This is a genomic window from Marinomonas sp. A3A (assembly GCF_018336955.1).
Taxonomy (GTDB): Bacteria; Pseudomonadota; Gammaproteobacteria; order Pseudomonadales; family Marinomonadaceae; genus Marinomonas; species Marinomonas lutimaris.
On sequence record NZ_CP025532.1, the window covers coordinates 2,610,681 to 2,627,974 of the forward strand.

Sequence of the window (17,294 nt, forward strand, 5' to 3'; positions counted from 1 at the left end):
ATGTTATTAGGTGTTATTGCTGACGACTTTACTGGTGCTACCGATATTGCAGGTTTTCTTGTTGAAAATGGCATGCGAACTATTCAAGTGAACGGTATCCCTTCGGCAAATATGGAGATAAATGCAGACGCAGTTGTTGTGAGTCTAAAGTCGCGCTCATGCCCGACCGAACAAGCGATTGAACAGTCTGTTGCGGCTCTGAAATGGCTTCAAGCACAAGGCTGTCAGCAATTCTATTTTAAATACTGCTCAACCTTTGATAGCACAGCTAAAGGTAACATCGGTCCAGTAACGGATGCGCTTCTGGATGTATTAGGCGAAGACTTTACTATTGTCTGCCCTGCCCTTCCAGTTAACGGACGCACTGTTTTTAACGGCCATCTTTTTGTGCTGGGTCAGTTGCTCAGTGAATCAGGTATGCGTAACCACCCAGTCACTCCAATGACTAATTCTAATCTTATGGATTTGATGGACGCGCAATCTAAAGGCAAAACGGGACTGATTAATTATCAAAGTATTGAGCAAGGCGCAGACGCCATTATTGGTGAATTTGCTGAGCTAAAAGCGCAAGGAAAACGTTACGCCGTTGTCGATGCTTTTACAGCGGAACACCTTAATGAGATTGGCAAAGCAGTTAGCTCATTGAAATTAGTAACTGGCGGTTCAGGGTTAGCAGCAGGTATTGCAAAAAACTGGGGAGAACACTTACAAGACCAAACCCAAGCAAAACAAGCAGGTCACCCAGCTAAAGTACCAACCGTCATATTTTCAGGCTCATGCTCTGTCATGACCAACAAGCAAGTTGAGCTTTATAAAGCCAAAGCGCCTTTCTTTGCCCTTGATATTGAGCAGTGCATGAGCAATGAAAACTACGTCAACGTGTTATTTGACTGGGTTGTCAGCCACGCTAACGAGTCATTGGCACCTATCGTTTATGCCACGGCGGATGCTGAAAAACTCAAAACAATTCAGCAGCAATACGGTGCAGAGGCGTCCAGTCAAGCAGTTGAGACTCTCTTTAGTTTGTTGGCTATCAAGCTGCAAGATTTCGGCATACGTAATTTTATTGTTGCAGGTGGCGAGACGTCAGGCGTTGTAACTCAAAGCCTAAAAGTCGATAGCTTTCACATCGGTCCTCAAATTGCCCCTGGCGTGCCTTGGGTAAAAGCCATCAATCAAGATTTATCGCTGGCGCTTAAATCTGGCAATTTTGGCGACGAGAACTTTTTCACCACGGCTCAGGGGTACTTTTAATGAATGAAGCTGAATTGAGACAACAGATGGTCGACTTAGCTCGCTCTATGTTCGATCGTGGCTACGCAACAGGTGGTGCCGGTAATTTATCGTTGAAATTACCTAATGGTCATTTTTTAGCGACGCCGACGGGGTCGTCTTTTGGTCGCTTAGTTGCAGAAGACCTGTCTGTCGTTGATAAAGACGGTAACCATCTATCTGGTAAACGACCTTCTAAAGAAGTGGCTTTTCATTTAGCCATTTATGAGAAAGATCCAAACTGCAACGCTATCGTGCATTTGCACTCTACTTATTTAACGGCACTTTCTTGTCTAGAGAATTTAGATCCTAGTAACGCCATCAAAGCATTTACGCCTTACTACGTGATGCGAGTCGGTGAGCTTCCGGTCGTCCCTTACTATCGCCCAGGCTCCCCACATATTGCTGAAGACCTTGCAAAACTGGCGGGCAAATATCGAGCGTTTTTGTTAGCTAATCATGGGCCAATCATCACTGGTAGCGATTTTTTAGATGCTGTTGATAATGCAGAAGAGCTAGAAGAAACCGCTAAATTGTTCTTTTTATTAGCAAACAAACCTACTCGTTATTTAACCGATGACGAAGTAACTGATCTAAAAGGGAGAGGCAAATAATGGCTAAATTTGCAGCAAATCTAACCATGTTATTTACCGATGTGCCGTTCTTAGAACGCTTTGAACGAGCACATAATGCGGGCTTTAAAGCCGTTGAATATCTATTTCCTTATGCTTTTGACGCTGATGTCTTAGCGTCTAAATTAGAGCAATATGGATTTGAACAGGCTTTGTTTAACATGCCTCCTGGCAACTGGGATGCAGGTGAACGAGGCTTTGCAGCGATTCCAGGACGTGAAAAAGAATTCCAACAAAGTGTAGAAACCGCTTTAACCTACGCAAAAGCGCTTAACTGCAAAAAAGTACATGCTATGTCTGGCATTGTTGATCAAAACTTCACCCGTGAAGAACATATCAACACATTCATAAATAACATTCGCTTTGCCGCAGACGAATTTGCTACGCACGGTATCGAGCTCATGATTGAGCCACTGAATAACCGTGATGTTCCTAACTATTTTATTGCTCATCAAAGAGAAGCTGCCGAGCTAATAAGACAAGTAGATCGACCAAACGTCAAACTACAGCTCGACATCTATCACGCTCAAATTATGGATGGTGATCTAACCCACCTAATTCAAGATCTTGCCGATGTCACCGGTCATATTCAAATTGCTTCTGTCCCTAAAAGACATGAACCATCTGAAGGCGAAATCAACTATCCGCATTTATTCAACATATTGGACGAGTCTGGATATAAGGGCTGGATTGGCTGTGAATACAATCCAAAAAACACCACAGAAAGTGGCTTAGCTTGGGTCAAGCCTTATTTATAAAAAAGTCAAAATAAAAAGTATAAGGATAAAAATATGAATATTGTCATTACTGGCGGAGCTGGTTTTTTAGGCACTGAACTATTAAAAAATTTACTGGAAAACTTCCCTACAATAAACAGTATTAAAATTGTTGATAAAGTTTCATTAAATCCAGATTTGATAACAAGTAACAAAATCCAATCTATTATTGCTGACATTACCGCTGCAGAAGAAGTTAAAAAGATCATTGATAAAGAAACAACTCATGTTTTTCATCTTGCGGCAATCGTATCAAGCCATGCGGAAGAAGATTTTGAACTTGGTATGTTGGTTAATTTAAAAGCGACTCAACTTTTATTGGATCGTTGCCGCGAAGCCAACACAAATATTCGATTTGTTTTTTCAAGTTCTCTTGCTGTATTCGGCGGACAACTACCAGAAAAAATCGATTACATGACAGCGATGCAACCTAGTTCATCTTATGGCACTCAAAAAGCCATCTGTGAATTATTAGTGAATGACTATGCGCGAAAAGGCTTTGTTGATGCTGTATCTGTGCGCTTACCTACCATTTGCATACGCCCAGGAGCACCAAATAAAGCAGCATCTTCTTTTGTTAGTGGCATCATTCGCGAACCACTAAAGCATGAGAAAACCAACTGTCCAGTCGATCTAAATCTACCGCTGTGGGTATCCAGCCCAAACACTGTCATTAAAAATATTGTTCATGCCAGCCAGATCAATACAGATCGTTTAGATGGATTTAGAACCATTAATCTACCGGGCTTACAAACATCTCCAAAAGAAATGATTGAGTGCCTTTCCAGCGAACATGACGAATCTTATCTTGATTTTATTTCTTATGAAAAAGACTCGAAGATCGAAAAAATCGTTTCAAGCTGGCCAAAATCTATTAATAACGAAAAAGAATTATCTCTAGGTTTTATAAAAGACAAAAACTTCAATTCGATATTCAGTGAATATGTAGAATCAGTAAAATAAAAAACAACCTCTAATAAAAATAAAGGAAATAAAACCATGCTACCTATATCTGTAATCGGCTTAATAATAGCTGTATTCGTTTTAATATTTTTAGTATTAAGAACGAGAGTTCATGTGTTAATTGCCATGCTAATTGCAGCATGCATTGCCGGTTTAATCGGTGGGTTGAGTGTTGATGAAACCATGTCTGCCATAAGCAAAGGATTTGGTGGAACATTAGGCGGTATCGGTATTGTTATCGGTTTGGGCGTTATGATGGGAGCAATTTTGGAAACCTCTGGTGCCGGTGAATCAATTGCCTACCACTTCATCAAATGGCTAGGGAAGAAAAAAGAGGAAATGGCTTTAGCCATTACCGGCTACATCGTCAGTATTCCTGTTTTTGTGGACAGCGCACTGATAATTTTGTACCCGATTGCTAAGTCTTTAGCAAAAAAATCCGATCGCTCTATCTTAACCTTAACAGTAGCGCTTGCTGGTGGGTTGGTTGTTGCCCATCATTGTATTCCACCAACACCAGGCCCATTGGGCGTAGCAAGTATCTTTAATGTCGACTTGGCTTCTATGCTTGGTTTTGGTCTGTTAATCGCCATTCCTTGTGTATATGGCATTGTTTTGTATGCACGCTGGTTGGAAAAGCATTTCCCTGAATTTGCGGTTTCACCAACTTTAGCCGCTGATGACGATCTTAAGAAAATCCATGATGATTACATGGCTTCTAAAGAGTCTAAAGAACTTCCTTCGCTGATTAAATCAATCATGCCGATTGTGGTTCCAATCGTCCTAATTTTGATTAAGTCGCTTATGAGTCTTGCCGAGAAACAATTTGGTATGGAAGGCTTATCTACTAGCATCGTTGGTGTTGCTTTTAACTTCCTTGGTAATCCTATTATCGCGCTTTCAATCAGTACATTACTTGCTGTGTATACGCTAACGCCTTATTTGGATAAAGAGACAACAACCCGGAAACTAGAAGAAGGCATATCTACTTGTGGCATCATTCTTTTGGTAACAGGCGCAGGTGGTGCATTAGGCAGCGTATTACGTGAATCTGGCGCAGGTGCAGAAATTGCTAACCAAATTGTTGCTCTTTCTATATCGCCAATCATGATCCCATTCATTATTGCGACCTTAGTTAGAATCATCCAAGGAAGCGGCACGGTTTCAATGATCACTGCAGCCTCTATCTCAGCGCCAGTACTAGCAGAAATGCAAGGCGTTAACATGCTGTTTGCTGCGTCTGCCGCAACTATGGGGAGTTTGTTCGCTGGTTACTTTAATGACAGCCTATTCCACATTGTTAACCGTTTGATGGGCGTTACTGAAGTGAAAAAGCAATTGGTAATCTGGACTGTTCCAACAACGATAGCTTGGGCTATTGGCGGATCACTTATCATGATCTTGAACCTAATATTCGGCAGTCTAGGAAGCATCTACGATCCTGTATTACCGTTACTCGTATTAGCTGGCTGTATCTTGTTTGTGAAAAGCCAAAGCAAGCCACAAATCAAGACAGCTTAATGGATATAAGTAAATAAGCATCAAAGGGCCGACAGTGAAATGTCGGCCCTTTTTTTAAACATACTGCCCTGCACAAAACCCGCTCGCCCATGCCCACTGGAAGTTATAACCTCCAAGCCAACCCGTCACATCTAGTACTTCACCTATAAAGTAGAGCCCTGGTTGCTTTTGTGATTCGAAGGTTTTCGAGGATACTTCGTTGGTATTTACGCCGCCTAAGGTTACCTCTGCGGTGCGATAGCCTTCGGTTCCATTAGGAGCGATGTCAAAGTTGGCAAGATAATGAAACAGATTGTCGATCTGTTCGTTAGACGTTTGTGCGCTTCGCTCGGTTAACCAAGGGAATTCTATTTTGACCAGCTCTACTAATCGCTTTGGTAATAAGTTTGATAAAAAGCCTTCATAGCTTTTTTTCGGAGTACTTTGGCGAACGTCAAGTAAGTCGTCTAACGATAGGGTCGGTGCAATATTAATGGCAAGCGTTTCGCCCGGTTGCCAAAAATTGGTTATTTGCAAAATAGATGGGCCACTGACACCGCGATGGGTAAACAACATTGGCTCTTGGAAAGTCACACCACTTGCTGTTGCAGAGATCTCGCAAGCAATACCAGACAATTCAGCAAGCTGTACTTTTCTATCTGGCTGTACCGTAATAGGTACCAAGCTAGCACGAGTTGGTAGAATATTGTGTCCGACTTGTTTAGCGATGTCGTAACCAAAGCCTGTCGCACCCATGGTTGGAATTGACAAACCACCCGTGGCTACCACAAGGGATTCACAAGCAAAGTCCCCTTGATTAGTTTTAACAAGGGTCTGCCCGTCTTGAAAATCAATATTATGAATTTTTGTGTTTAACTTTAGCTCTGCACCAGACCATTCAAGCTCTGTCAGCAATATATCAAGCAGGTCTTTTGCAGAGTGCTCACAAAACAATTGCCCTGGCGTCTTCTCTACATAATCCAGACCATGTCGATCAACTAGATCAACAAAGTCTTGCGACGAAAAACGGCGTAGCGCAGAAATGCAAAAATATGGATTGTCAGATAAAAAATGCTTTGGTGCAGCATCCATGTTAGTAAAGTTACAACGTCCTCCGCCAGACATAAGAATCTTTTTGCCTGCTTTATTCGCGTGATCCAACACCACCACCTTTTTACCTCGGTAGCCCGCAGTTGCCGCACACATTAAACCAGACGCTCCGGCACCAATTACGATCACATCAACTTTATCCACAACCTACCTCATTACTTATTTGTGGCTGCATTATAGTGTCTGGGACATTTATTGCCATCGAATGAGCTGCGTTTTGTATCAAATAAAAGCAAAAATAGAATTGCCAAATCTTGTCCACAGAAACCGTTAAGAAGGCTGTGGGAATCATTAAAATCCCCTTAAAATTCAATACACTAAATAAAATCAAACATTATTTTTTATATTTTAAAAAAATCCTATATACGTCAATACCCAGAATTTTTTTGAGAAATGCAAACTATTTTTAAAAAAGACTCTGTACAAAATAACTGTCTGGATATACAGTACTGTATAAATAAACAGTAAAGATATTTTAAGGAAGTGGATATGATCAAGCTATTAAGCCCTACTCATACTATTCATAAAGTTGCACTTTTAGCCATTATGGCTTTAGCTTTGTACGCACCAGCAAAAGACCTTGCTCAATTTGCAGAAGCATATTTTGCAAAAGAAAGCATTCAAATTGTTGATGCATCATTTGGTACTAATATGCCTTGGCAGGAAGCAAGCTCTTCTTATGTAAAAGTCAGCCAAAATGCACAAACAAGCTTATCCAGTTCTCAAATTATCTATACAAAATTACGCTTTACTAATCCGACGTCTGAGCCACAAACCTACCGTAAGATTTGGTTAAATTTCTCTCACGCAAACGGTGATCAGGAATACACTACGGATTACACCTTATACAACACCGAAACTCGTCAGCGACTTATTGGGCAGTCAATTCAGTTAGGGGCCAACAGCAGTATTGATGTCGTTGCGGCATATCGATTTATTCCTAGCTATAAGAACAAATCACCTATCAGTATGAGTGTTTCTTGGGAAGGGCAGAATCTTTTAAGAGATAAAGCATGTGAATATGATCTTCACAATACGGCAGGCAATTCTTTTCAATATCAGTGCGGGAATTAATAGTTCCCCACTATTAATGTAAAAAATGTGCAAAGACATTCATTGATAATCGTTTTCATTTCTAATATTATGCTTGCACAAAATAATATTGGAGCTTCAGACATGAAACGATTGTTAACCCCCATCGCAATTTGCGTTACAGGTGCGATGCTTACTGCATGCGGACCTGCTACCGTAAAACAAGAATCTAACGCTATCACTGCAGATTCCGTCGTCGTTCATTATGCTGACATTGCCGAAGCTGTATACGGTGACTCTTTAACAACTGCAAAAACACTTCGTTCCTCTATTAATACATTCTTAGCTAATCCTACAGAAGCAAACTTGAAAGCCGCTCGGACTGCTTGGATTGCAGCTCGCGTTCCTTATCAGCAAAGCGAAGTCTATCGCTTTGGCAATCCAATTGTGGATGAATGGGAAGGCAAAGTTAACGCTTGGCCATTGGACGAAGGTCTGATCGATTACGTTGCGGTAGACAGCTACGGTACAGAATCCGATCTTAATCCTCTCTATGCTGCGAATGTTATCGCGTCAACAAGCTTGATGATCGGCGGCGTAAAAGTAGATACAACCAGCATTACTCCTGAACTAATTTCCGACAACCTTCAAGAAGCCGATGGTGTAGAAGCAAACGTTGCTAGCGGTTATCACGCGATTGAATTTTTATTGTGGGGCCAAGATCTAAATGGCACTAATCCTGGTGCTGGCGAACGTCCTGCCACAGATTTTGACCTAAACAATTGCACCAATGGAAACTGCGATCGCCGTCGTGATTATTTAGTAGCGGCTACCGATTTGTTAATTTCTGATTTAGAAGAAATGGCGAATAATTGGAAAGAAGGCGGCGCTGCACGCGTTGCGTTATTAGAACAATCACCAGAACAAGGCCTTTCTACTATTCTTACCGGTATGGGCAGTTTGGCATATGGAGAGCTGGGTGGCGAAAGAACTAAGCTTGGTTTGATGCTACACGACCCAGAAGAAGAGCATGACTGTTTCTCTGACAATACCCATTGGTCACATTATTATGATGCTAAAGGCATCAAGAATGCGTATTTAGGTGAATACAAACGTGTTGATGGTAGCTGGGTAAAAGGTGCGTCTCTATCTAATCTTGTTGCTAAGCAAAATCCACAATTAGACACAGAAATGAAGCAAAAGCTGAATGAAACAGAAGCCGCTGCTCAAGCAATGGTAGATGCTGCGAAAAAAGGTCAAACCTTTGATGTTCTCATTGCAATGAATAACACAAAAGGTAATCAACTAGTACAAACCTTTGTTGATTCATTGGTAAACGAAACACGCACCACTGAAGAAGTCATTCATGAGCTAAATCTTGAAGGCATTGCTCTTGAAGGATCTGATAGTCTAGATAATCCAAGTGCGGTATTTCAATAGAAAGTAGAATAATAATCTGCTACCTATAAGATTAACAAATGGGATGCCAAGGAAGATGTGTCATTTAGTCAGTTAATGGTATTTGTCTATTTATGACAGCAAATTTAAGAAATGGTATTTTTCTAGTAGCTGGCGTTTACGCCAGCTTTTTTTGTTTTCAGAACAAAGCTATTGCCAGTGATTATTCAACTCCGCTTGCAGGTATTAAGGTTGAAGACAAACTCGACTTTCATATCGGTGAAGGTGTTTTTCAAAAATTCTGGGTACCAGCACCCTCTTCAACGACTGCCAGCGACGGCTTAGGCCCGTTATTTAATACTCGCTCGTGCAACAATTGTCATGTCAACAATGGACGCGGCCATGCACCAGAAGCAAATATAAGTGGTACATCCGTTCCGTCTTTTTTAATTAGGCTTGGAAAGTCTTACCCTATCGTCAACAACAAGAGTAATAAAATCTACCCTCACATTGGCGATAAACGCTACGGGCATCAGTTTCAAGGTCAAAGCTCTCCTGGAATTTTGCCTGAAGGCGATTATTACCTTACCTACAGCACTCAGATTGAAACACTAAAGGATGGAACTCAAGTAGAGCTACGAAAGCCAAACCTTCATTGGAAAACGCTTAATTATGGCAACTTCGAAGACAGCACTGGTTTTACCATGTTGGTTTCACCAGCATTAGTGGGAATGGGACTATTAGATAACATTCCGGACGAAATAATTATGTCTGGCGCTGATCCTGACGATAAAAATAATGATGGTATTAGCGGTCGCGTCAGTTGGGTTTTCAGTGACAAAGAAAAAGTCATTGGCCGTTTTGGCTATAAAGCTTCTGTGGCAAGTGTTAGCGCGCAAAATCAGTCTGCATTTAATAGCGATTTAGGTCTATCGACGCCGCTTAACCCGTCACCGTCAGGCGACTGCACTGCGTTTCAACGCGATTGCATGGAAAGCCCAAATGGTAACAGTCCACATTTAGATAATTTAGAAGTAGATAAACAGCAAGCGAGATTGGTCGATCTTTTTGTATCATTGTCTTCACCCCCCGCTATGCGTAATCTAACCAGCAGCACTTTTTTAGACGGTAAACGTTTTTTTGAGGATGGAGGATGCGCTAGCTGCCACACTCCCAAAATGAAAACAGGCAATAATTCAGATTTTGCAGTATTAAATAATCGTACTTTTTACCCTTTTACAGACATGCTATTACACGATATGGGGCCTGAGCTGGCCAGTGGATTTCCAAGCTTTTCCGCAAGTCCTAGCGAGTGGCGAACAGCGCCCTTATGGGGAATTGGGCTATCGAAAAAAGTGTCAGGCCGTGTGAGTTTTTTGCACGATGGCCGAGCTCAAACCATCGAAGAAGCCATTCTTTGGCATGGCGGAGAAGCTAAACGCAGTCAACAATATTATAAGAATCTAAACAAAGAACAACGTCAAAAACTCATCTACTTTTTGGAGTCGCTTTAATGAAATATCTTCCAAAGCTAATTGCCCTAGCCATTAGCGCTTCCACACCTCTGCTTGCTTCAGCCGGTCAGTGGGAAGGTCCACTCAACGGCATCGTAGCCAACGTGGTCAAACAAGGCTATGAATCCTATTCTGAATCATCAAAGACATTACAACAACGCACAGATGCACTCTGTGCTTCACCATCTAAAACAACTCTTCATGACGCGCAAGAGGCCTTTCAAACCAATGTGTTAGATTGGCAACAGGTTCAATGGCTGAACTTTGGCCCTGTCACTTACTTTATGCGTTATTACGCTTTTGAATATTGGCCAGATAAGAAAGGCGTTACTCAACGTCAGCTAAGAGCGCTAGCACAAGGCGATCCTGCGGTCATGGATGCACCGAAATTTTGGACCTCGGCAAGTATTGCTGTGCGTGGACTAACAGCAATTGAAAGTTTGCTTTACCATCCTGATTTCGAGCCAACACAATCCGTTGAGCACTGCCGATTACTAGGGAAAGTCACCGCTCATCATCTAGAAAGTGCCAACGCTGTAGCCAAACAATGGCAAGATGGAAAAGCACAAGATTGGGTATTTGACGAAGAAGGTACTGGCTTTGATCCAGAAAAAGTCGCGCTAGAATTGTTTTTACAACAATGGATCGAACACATGTCGGCGGTTAAAGACGCCAAGCTCGAAACCCCGATAGGCTATAACAGCCGTGAAAACCTAAAACTTGCCGAATTTTACCGAAGCGATCTTTCCTTAAGAGCCATACAAAAGAATTTGCAGTCTTATCGTGAAATTTATCATGCAGGTTCACCATCTTTATACGAAATTGCCAAACAAACCAATCCTGCACTAGCTGAACAGTTTGAAGAGCAACTCACGCAGAATATTAAATTAGCCCTTCAATTACCAAGTGATTTCTTCCATGCCGACTACACGCAAGAAGCTCGTGTTGCTCTAGCAAAGCCGTTGGTGAAGTCCATATCTAATAGCCAATCTTATCTCGCCAGCATGGTGACTCAACTAGGCTTCCAAATTGGCTTTAATAGTAGAGACGGAGACTAACTACAGATGCTTTCAAGACGGTCTTTCCTTACGATGAGTAGCGCTTTGAGTGGCGCGATCATTACTGCACCATCTTGGGCAACATTAGCCCAACAGAATGCAGGTAAGAAACTTTATGCTTCGGCCTATTCTCTCAATAAACAAGAGCACTTTTTTGGCCTGTTTGATGAGAAGGGAGAGATGATATGGGACACAAAGCTCTTAGATAGAGCACACGCTCCGGTTGTTCATCCTAACCAAAGTATTGTAGGTATTGTCGCCCGAAGACCTGGTTTTTTTATGGATTTTTTTGATGTATCAACACATCAAAATATAATGCGCATAGAGCCAACTCAAGACCATCATTTTTATGGGCACGCTCTCTTCACTACTGATGGAAAGCGCTTGATTACTCAAGAAAACCACTATCCTTCAGGACAAGGTAAAATATTTGTGCGCGAATGGCCAAGTGGTCAGGTGGTTCAATCTTTTAGCAGCAATGGTATTGGACCTCATGAGTCCGTACTTTTAAACGACCAAGTATTAGTGATTGCCAATGGTGGATTGATGACTCATCCAGACGAAGACCGAAAAATCTTAAATCTGGATACCATGAAACCAAACGTTACTTACTTGAATCTAAAAGATGGCAGTGTCTTAAATCAGTCTGGCAATAACGATGAGCTGCACCAATTAAGCATTCGGCATCTTGACGTAAACCAGCATGGAACCGTTGCTTTAGGTTTTCAATATCAAGGGGCAATGTGGGATCAAGTTCCACTGGTTGCCTTATCGCGCATTGATCAAGAAGAATTAGAATATTTACCGATTCCGGAAGAGGTGAGAGTTCGTTTTAAACAATACTGCGGCAGCGTTTGCTTCGATAACTCAGGTGAAATACTTGCAATAAGTACACCTAGAGGCGGGCTGGTCGCCTATTGGCACGTGGGGTCAAAAACCTTTTTAGGAGTAGAAAATTGTCGTGATGTTTGTGGCCTTGTTGCTACAGACAATGCCCACGAATTTTTATTAACCAGCGGCATTGGCTCTCAGCTAACAAGCAATCCTGTACAAAACGTCAGAAAATTGATTAAAAAACACCCAGACTTACATTGGGATAATCATTTGCGACAAATCAACACATGATTTTTTAATTAAAACTATAAACTAACGTAGTCAAATTCTTGATTTTTAGGTACTGTCTATTGAAAGCCGCAAATAACTGCGGCTTATTTTTTTCGCATTATGAAGTTTATTAATGTTTATTGATTTTCTTAAAAATTACTTTCTAGTAGATTCAGATCCCTCAACAGGGGGAGACGAAAAAGCCTTCCAGCAAAGCGCCTTACGAATTTTACTCGCGCTGACAATTTGTATTTTTGCTGTCTCAGAAATCCACACTCTCTTTATACCCAGCGAGATTTCTTTCTTAGGCATAAACAGTGCGTACCTATGCTTTCTTGGTGCCCTACTTTACTTCAGTGACAAGTACACAAAAACTACAGCCGTTTTTTTTCTTATAACTCTAATAACCACAAGCTTTCTATTACTCACACTCAGCGATGAATTTCATGCAGAAAAATATGCATTAGTATCGTTATACTCGTTACCACTCATTACTCGCCTACTCTTCAGCTTCAAAGCCTCTCTAGTAGCAATGATTGTTAACCTTTATCCTTTTTATCTAATGACTAACGACGGGCTGAATAACGACCAAATAGATATTGCGTCGTCTTTTTATTTTCAATTGCTGACTTTCGTCACGCTCAACATCGGCTTACCTCTAGCGGTCTCAAGAATCATTCAAACGCTTGAAAACAACGCCTCACATATGAGATTGCTTTATCGCAAGCTAAACGATAATTACGCGATGTATGAAGAATTCTTTGAGAACACAGGGACGCCAACCCTACTTTGTGATCAACGAGGCAAAATCCTTAAAGCCAATCAATTGGTTCGCGAGTTACTTACCAACTCTCCCAACAAGCACATATCTGATTCCACAATTACTGACTGGTTGTCACCGCTTGGTCAGACAGGTCGCTTTTTTTGGCAATCGAACATAGCGGAATGCACTTTAAAGAAAAAAACAAACATACACATTGAGATACGCAGAGCATCATTAACCCAGCATGGTTATTATGTTCTTCATTTACAAAACACAACTCAACTAAAAGCAATACAGCAAGAGCTTGAAAATACACAACAAACTAATAGCCGCTTAGCCCATTTTGATTTGCTCACACTTTTGCCTAACCATCGACACTTCTGTCGTCAAGTAAACCAACGCATTGACGATCAAGATAGTCATTTGACTGGCGCTATGTTCATTATTCGTATTAGCCAATTTAAACTACTCAACAAACAATACGGAAAAGATAGTGCCAATAAAGTCATTCTCAATTTCTCAAAAACATTACAAAATAAACTGTCTGAACACGCTATCATTGGCCGCTTACGGGGCGTAAAATTTTCTTGCTTTGTACCGTTAGGGCAAGCCTATTTAATTCAAAAAAACCTATCAGCTCTCATTCACTCTGTACTTCCTAGCCAAATAACCGTCGATGGCAGTAGATTGAATATGGACTATCAGGTAGGCATCGCTTACTACCATACTGATGGCAAAACAGCAGAAGAACTATTAGAACACTGTGAAATGGCATTGGAGTACTCGACCAGTACAGATCGCTTCTCGTACTACAATCATAGTCTTGAACATAAGCTCATTGAAGAACACAAGCTTGGCTTGAAACTCAGCGCTGCCATTAAAAATAAAAAAATCGCACTCTGGCTACAACCACAAGTATCACCCAATGGACAAATACGCTCCTTCGAAGCACTTGCCAGATGGCAATGCGATGGAAAATTCATTCCTCCTACAACCTTTATCAAAATAGCAGAAAAACTAGGCCTACTTCCGCTACTAGCCGAAAACCTAGTACGCGAACTCGTAGAGACCCTATCGGAATGGCATAAAGAACACATTCATACACCAATAGCCTTTAACTTGGCTGGACAAGAACTGATGAATGATGCATTTTTTGCTTTGTTGATGACATTAATTGCTGATAATCCATGGCTAGGTAGTATGCTGGAACTAGAAATAACAGAAACCAGCCCAGTAATGACACACCCTCTCATACACAAGCGTTTAAGAAGTTTATCGCAATATGGCTACTCAATCGCCATTGATGACTTCGGTACGGGCCAAGCCTCGCTGGGGCAGCTTGTCGACATCCCTGCTAACATACTAAAAATAGACCGTCGTTTTGTTTCACCCTTACCAGATGACCAACGCCATGTAGACATTGTCAAATCAACTATACAGCTTGCTGAATCACTTGGCATGAGAGTAATCGCGGAAGGAATCGAAACGAAAGAGCAAGCTAATTTACTAGCCGCCTTAGGCTGCCAAACACTGCAAGGTTATTATTTCGCTAAGCCATCACCTCTCAGCGACTGGACAGCAAAAGACAACGCCAAAGCGAAAGAGCTACGAATGGTGTATTAAGTCAAATAGAGTAAGACATCAGCAGTTTCAAAGAATTACCTACCCCAGGATACAAAAAACCAGAGATCAAATTGAATTGAACTCTGGTTTTTTAAAGCGTTGCCACTCAAAAGGGATAAGTTAGAACGCCATGTTCATTGCAACAGAGATGACATTTGCTGAGGAGCTATAGTCTGCATCTATATTACCACGAGCACGATCCTCACCAGTTCCATCACGACTAACAGACACATCATCTATCATCACATGGGTAAAGGCAAATGTAGCCGATGTCATATCATTGAAGTCATAAGTAGCCCCTACAGAGATCCACTTACGATCCCCATCTGGTGTGCGAGCTGAGCGATATTCATCCGTGACAGGAGAGTTATCCATTGCAACACCAGTACGCAAAGTCAGCTGGTCTGAATATGTATAGGTTAAGCCTGCAGAATACATCCATTGATCTTCAAAACCAAAGGAAAGAACAGAGTTTGGTTGGTCACTATCAAAATCGATGTTCAGACCATCCATAGACCCCCAACCTGTTCTAATAGCAGACAATCCTAAAATCAATTTTTTCGTTAATTCTTGCTCTATACTTAAAGTAAGAACTGAGGGCAGAGTAATTGAATCCGATACTGTTGTATTAATTAGGTCATATCCAGGAGTAAGTGCACTAGCATTCAAAGTTGCAACATTTTTATACTTTACATCACCTTTAAAGTCGAAATCTACTTCACTACGGTAACCTAAACCCAAACGTGTACCCTTAACTGGCTCCAATGCCACACCGAAGCTGTAACCATAACCAGTATCATCCGCTTCAATGCGCCCATCACCCTCTACACCAGAAATCCCAACAGCAGAACCTAAAACCACTTCTGCACGATGTATTTGTACACTCGCACCAACTGATGCCCAACTATTAACACGGTGCGCTAGCGCAAAACTCAAAGCAATATCTTGAAGTGATGTTTCAGTTGCATGAAAACGCCCAGCCCAGTCATCTCCATAATCACCAGACAAGCCAAAAGGTACGTTCAGAGAAATACCCGCTACAGTTTTATCTGAAAGAGGTTTAGCAAAATAAAACGAAGGTACAAGTGTATTATCTACAGAATCACTGTTTGTTGTAGAACCAGTAATAGCAGCTCCACCGGCTGCAGAAGCATTATTAGCAGAAATATCAGTCACATCCATACTCGGCATGACATAAGCTCCTGACACATAGACAGTTGTATCTTTAGCATTTACAAAGAGCGCAGGGTTCCAGAAGCTGGCAGAAATATCTTCATTAGAAGCTGCTACACCGGCTAAGGCTTTACCTGAAGCTGTGGCGCTGTGATCATTTAAAGCAAAACCAGCTGAATAAGCTGATGACGCTGCTACAGAGGCGGCAACAAGACTTGCTTTAAACAAGAATTTTGAGGAGGTAGTCATAAATAAGCTCCATTGTTATTTTTATTGGAAATTTTATTTTCTATCATTAAACCACTTATACGCTTCAAGTATAGAAGCACATAGGGTGATATTACCAGCAAGTATTTCTTGCGCAATAGATTATTTACACAATATTAGTCTAAAAAGGAAAAATAGTGAGGGGTCGCAGACATACTTACATTGTAAATTTATTTGGAATAAGTGAACTCAGGAAATGGTATGAGTAAAGCATCAATAACGGACTCCGCTGTAGCCCTTGATCTCATTGACCACCCTACGACCAATCTAGAAAATAGATCAACAACGACGGTCACGTAAATTTGTCCGGATGTACGTAAAATAGGTCACCCATACTTGATCTAGTTCTGGGACAACAAACGCTCTATCGAGTGTATTAGGGGCTGTATTACGTTCAGATCCACGATAAAAAACAGGGTGGCGTTTGTAGCCTATTAGCGCTTTTAGACCCTCGCGGCGCATCACCCTTAGCACAAGATTCTTCCCACAAGACTGACCTTATCCCTTTAGGTCTGTGGTGATTTTGCGGTAGCCATAAACACAACCTCTTTCAAGCCAATGCGGTTTAATGGCAATAGCAAGCTAGTCATCCTCTTGTTCTCGTCGACTTTTTGGACAACTTAGTCAAGCATAAAAAACGCTCTTATAGACTTGCAGCGCTCGACACAATACAACAATAGAATAATCATTGAGCCGTAATTTTATGGACGTGTACTTTTCTTTGACTCACCGGGAAAGTACACGGCGTCCTCCTTTAAAATATCCCCTCTGTTCGGTCACCCGTTTAAGTTCAGCTTTGAGCCGTTAGATCTCTGACAAAGCCGAATCTTCCGCTTTTCGACTCGTTTCAGATTTGCTGTATCGGGCAATCCAATAGTGCATACTTTTGCAACTAACGCCAAGTCGCTCAGCCACTTCTACAATTTTATAGCCCTGCTCAGTGACTTGTTTAACAGCTTCAATTTTGGACTCATCGGTATAACGTTTTCCACTCATAATTAACCTCATTTTTACCTATTATTATATAGCTATGAGATGTCTACAAAAGTGGGTCCATACCGATTAAGCACCAAGCTTATGAACTATTAATATTTTGAAATTACGTTACT

Annotated in this window: 15 protein-coding genes; 11 read left to right on the forward strand and 4 right to left on the reverse strand. The window is 41.4% G+C overall.

What is annotated here, in order from left to right; all coding sequences use genetic code 11:
* Genes otnK through CYL31_RS12290 form a run of 5 tightly spaced genes read left to right on the forward strand, consistent with a single transcriptional unit; the run spans position 1 to position 5,164 of the window.
* Positions 1-1,254 carry a 3-oxo-tetronate kinase gene (otnK, locus tag CYL31_RS12270; protein ID WP_212915527.1) on the forward strand — a complete coding sequence of 418 codons (1,254 nt, stop codon included), beginning with the start codon at positions 1-3 and terminating at the stop codon, positions 1,252-1,254.
* Positions 1,254-1,886: a 3-oxo-tetronate 4-phosphate decarboxylase gene (gene otnC, locus CYL31_RS12275; RefSeq protein WP_072839712.1), complete on the forward strand. Its 633-nt coding sequence runs from the start codon at positions 1,254-1,256 to the stop codon at positions 1,884-1,886. Before otnK ends, otnC begins: the two co-directional genes overlap by 1 nt.
* Entirely contained in the window at positions 1,886-2,662 is a 777-nt protein-coding gene (gene otnI, locus CYL31_RS12280; RefSeq protein ID WP_072839711.1) for a 2-oxo-tetronate isomerase, read from the forward strand. Before otnC ends, otnI begins: the two co-directional genes overlap by 1 nt.
* Positions 2,663-2,695: 33 nt before the next feature.
* Positions 2,696-3,643, forward strand: coding sequence for a D-erythronate dehydrogenase (denD, locus tag CYL31_RS12285; RefSeq protein WP_212915528.1), 948 nt, complete (start codon positions 2,696-2,698; stop codon positions 3,641-3,643).
* Between the two features lie 36 nt (positions 3,644-3,679).
* Positions 3,680-5,164, forward strand: a complete 1,485-nt coding sequence (locus tag CYL31_RS12290; RefSeq protein WP_212915529.1) for a GntP family permease — start codon at positions 3,680-3,682, stop codon at positions 5,162-5,164.
* Between the two features lie 54 nt (positions 5,165-5,218).
* Here CYL31_RS12290 and CYL31_RS12295 read toward each other — a convergent pair whose 3' ends face one another.
* Positions 5,219-6,397 (reverse strand): BaiN/RdsA family NAD(P)/FAD-dependent oxidoreductase, encoded by a 1,179-nt coding sequence (locus tag CYL31_RS12295; protein ID WP_212915530.1) that lies wholly within the window; start codon positions 6,395-6,397, stop codon positions 5,219-5,221.
* Positions 6,398-6,742: 345 nt separating this feature from the next.
* Here CYL31_RS12295 and CYL31_RS12300 point away from each other — a divergent pair, with 345 nt between their 5' ends.
* The 6 genes from CYL31_RS12300 (at position 6,743) to CYL31_RS12325 (ending at position 14,745) form a co-directional block, all read left to right on the forward strand.
* Positions 6,743-7,327 carry a hypothetical protein gene (locus CYL31_RS12300; protein ID WP_212915531.1) on the forward strand — a complete coding sequence of 195 codons (585 nt, stop codon included), beginning with the start codon at positions 6,743-6,745 and terminating at the stop codon, positions 7,325-7,327.
* Between the two features lie 102 nt (positions 7,328-7,429).
* Positions 7,430-8,725 (forward strand): imelysin family protein, encoded by a 1,296-nt coding sequence (locus tag CYL31_RS12305; RefSeq protein ID WP_212915532.1) that lies wholly within the window; start codon positions 7,430-7,432, stop codon positions 8,723-8,725.
* 92 nt (positions 8,726-8,817) lie between these two features.
* On the forward strand, positions 8,818-10,197 hold the full coding sequence (locus CYL31_RS12310) for a di-heme oxidoreductase family protein (protein ID WP_212915533.1): 1,380 nt from the start codon (positions 8,818-8,820) through the stop codon (positions 10,195-10,197).
* Positions 10,197-11,255, forward strand: coding sequence for an imelysin family protein (locus tag CYL31_RS12315; RefSeq protein ID WP_212915534.1), 1,059 nt, complete (start codon positions 10,197-10,199; stop codon positions 11,253-11,255). Before CYL31_RS12310 ends, CYL31_RS12315 begins: the two co-directional genes overlap by 1 nt.
* Before the next feature lie 6 nt (positions 11,256-11,261).
* Positions 11,262-12,380, forward strand: coding sequence for a DUF1513 domain-containing protein (locus CYL31_RS12320; protein ID WP_212915535.1), 1,119 nt, complete (start codon positions 11,262-11,264; stop codon positions 12,378-12,380).
* 112 nt (positions 12,381-12,492) lie between these two features.
* A complete protein-coding gene (locus tag CYL31_RS12325) occupies positions 12,493-14,745 on the forward strand; it encodes a sensor domain-containing protein (RefSeq protein WP_212915536.1) in 2,253 nt (750 codons plus the stop codon).
* A gap of 120 nt (positions 14,746-14,865) precedes the next feature.
* Here CYL31_RS12325 and CYL31_RS12330 read toward each other — a convergent pair whose 3' ends face one another.
* The 3 genes from CYL31_RS12330 to CYL31_RS12335 form a co-directional block, all read right to left on the reverse strand.
* Positions 14,866-16,167, reverse strand: a complete 1,302-nt coding sequence (locus tag CYL31_RS12330; protein ID WP_212915537.1) for an OmpP1/FadL family transporter — start codon at positions 16,165-16,167, stop codon at positions 14,866-14,868.
* Positions 16,168-16,355: 188 nt separating this feature from the next.
* On the reverse strand, positions 16,356-16,481 hold the full coding sequence (locus CYL31_RS20910) for a hypothetical protein (RefSeq protein ID WP_502845431.1): 126 nt from the start codon (positions 16,479-16,481) through the stop codon (positions 16,356-16,358).
* Positions 16,482-16,989: 508 nt separating this feature from the next.
* Entirely contained in the window at positions 16,990-17,181 is a 192-nt protein-coding gene (locus tag CYL31_RS12335; RefSeq protein ID WP_212915538.1) for a transposase, read from the reverse strand.
* Positions 17,182-17,294: the final 113 nt, after the last annotated feature.

Bases quoted from the DNA above. Each gene is read 5' to 3' on its own strand.
- otnK (WP_212915527.1), top strand. From the start codon at position 1: ATGTTATTAGGTGTTATTGCTGACGACTTTACTGGTGCTACCGATATT.
- otnC (WP_072839712.1), top strand. From the start codon at position 1,254: ATGAATGAAGCTGAATTGAGACAACAGATGGTCGACTTAGCTCGCTCT.
- otnI (WP_072839711.1), top strand. From the start codon at position 1,886: ATGGCTAAATTTGCAGCAAATCTAACCATGTTATTTACCGATGTGCCG.
- denD (WP_212915528.1), top strand. From the start codon at position 2,696: ATGAATATTGTCATTACTGGCGGAGCTGGTTTTTTAGGCACTGAACTA.
- CYL31_RS12290 (WP_212915529.1), top strand. From the start codon at position 3,680: ATGCTACCTATATCTGTAATCGGCTTAATAATAGCTGTATTCGTTTTA.
- CYL31_RS12300 (WP_212915531.1), top strand. From the start codon at position 6,743: ATGATCAAGCTATTAAGCCCTACTCATACTATTCATAAAGTTGCACTT.
- CYL31_RS12305 (WP_212915532.1), top strand. From the start codon at position 7,430: ATGAAACGATTGTTAACCCCCATCGCAATTTGCGTTACAGGTGCGATG.
- CYL31_RS12310 (WP_212915533.1), top strand. From the start codon at position 8,818: ATGACAGCAAATTTAAGAAATGGTATTTTTCTAGTAGCTGGCGTTTAC.
- CYL31_RS12315 (WP_212915534.1), top strand. From the start codon at position 10,197: ATGAAATATCTTCCAAAGCTAATTGCCCTAGCCATTAGCGCTTCCACA.
- CYL31_RS12320 (WP_212915535.1), top strand. From the start codon at position 11,262: ATGCTTTCAAGACGGTCTTTCCTTACGATGAGTAGCGCTTTGAGTGGC.
- CYL31_RS12325 (WP_212915536.1), top strand. From the start codon at position 12,493: ATGTTTATTGATTTTCTTAAAAATTACTTTCTAGTAGATTCAGATCCC.
- CYL31_RS12330 (WP_212915537.1), bottom strand. From the start codon at position 16,167: ATGACTACCTCCTCAAAATTCTTGTTTAAAGCAAGTCTTGTTGCCGCC.
- CYL31_RS12335 (WP_212915538.1), bottom strand. From the start codon at position 17,181: ATGAGTGGAAAACGTTATACCGATGAGTCCAAAATTGAAGCTGTTAAA.